Source organism: Nonomuraea deserti (assembly GCF_004348685.1).
Classification (GTDB): domain Bacteria; phylum Actinomycetota; class Actinomycetes; order Streptosporangiales; family Streptosporangiaceae; genus Nonomuraea; species Nonomuraea deserti.
Map to the genome: position 1 here is coordinate 1 of NZ_SMKO01000415.1, position 1,269 is coordinate 1,269.

The 1,269-nt window shown below is 70.8% G+C and carries 1 protein-coding gene; it reads right to left on the minus strand.

The annotated features are described in order from the left end of the window. Window positions 1-10: 10 nt before the first annotated feature. On the minus strand, window positions 11-1,069 hold the full coding sequence (locus E1292_RS56385) for an FG-GAP repeat protein (protein WP_132606879.1): 1,059 nt from the start codon (window positions 1,067-1,069) through the stop codon (window positions 11-13). Window positions 1,070-1,269 lie beyond the last annotated feature (200 nt).

Here is a 1,269-nt window from a genome sequence, read left to right on the forward strand (position 1 = left end):
CACCACTCGACTAGTCGTCGGCAGCGTAAGATGGGTATAAGAGACAGCCCCAGGCCACCGCCACCCGGCCGTCGGGCGCGGCGGCCACGGCCGCGGTCCCCCCGCCCGTGCCCCCGGCGCAGGCGCCGCACGTCGTGGAGCCGGCGAGTCCGGCGTCGTGGAAGAACTGCACCTTGCCGCATCTCGGCTGGGTCGCCGCCCACCGGCCGCCGGGCACGTAGACGACGGCCTCGCCGAACGTGCAACCGTCGCCGCCGTCGTGCTTGACGGCCTCGATCTCGCTCGCCCGCACGTCCGGGATCACGGTCACCGCGCCGTCGCGCGACCCCGTCCTGGCCTTCCGCTGCCTGCCGCCGCCGTCGTCGCGTTCCCCCGGCGCGCCGGCCAGGAGCCCCATCCGCCCGTCGTGCAGCGGGCCGACCGCCACCGCGGCGCCGAAGCCGTCGAAGGGCTCGCTGTTGCCCGGCACCCCCTCGGTGTCCTGGGTGATGCGCCGCGGCGGCGCGCCGTCGCCGGTCACGTAGACGGCGCCCGCCGACGGCGAGCCGTTCTCCTTCTCCTGCGGGGCGCCGACGGCGATCGTCTGGCCGTACGCCGCCACGGCCGACCCGAACCGCGCCCCCGCCTGGGGTCGCGGCGAGACGATCTTCTTGACGGGCTCGGCGTTGCCGCCGTACAGGACATAGACGGCGCCCGCGGTGCCCTTGCCGTCGACGTCCGTGTACGGGGCGCCGACGACGAGATCCGCGCAGCGGTCCGCGTTGACCCGGGTCAGCGCCACCGCGGCGCCGATCCCGTCGGCGGCCTCGTCGGGGATGGTCACGGGAACGAGCCGGTCCGCGCTCAGGATCGACACCTGGCCGCCGATGATCATGCGGTTGCCCACCGCGACGTCGTCCTTGCCGTCCCCGTCGAAATCCCGCGCGGTGGCCTTGGAGCAGTCCTTCGCCGGGGAACTCGCGGCAGGCCGGTTCGGCGATTCTTGAGAAGCGGTGGGATTTATGTCCGGCTCGCACGCGGAGATAGCGAGAACGAGCGTTATGACCGTCGGAATATGTCGCCGTAACATATGTGGATCATTTCGGATTTATGCACTCACATGCCACCTGAACAGGGGAATCCCCATACGATTCCAGCTTGCGGGCGGCAGGCCACGAATTTATCTCGCGGCAAAGAACCGAGGCCCGAGAACCTGAACATCCCCGACCCCTACCCACCCCGAGCGCATCAACGACGTGGCTGACCGCGTCAAGCTGCTCGACAGCAAAC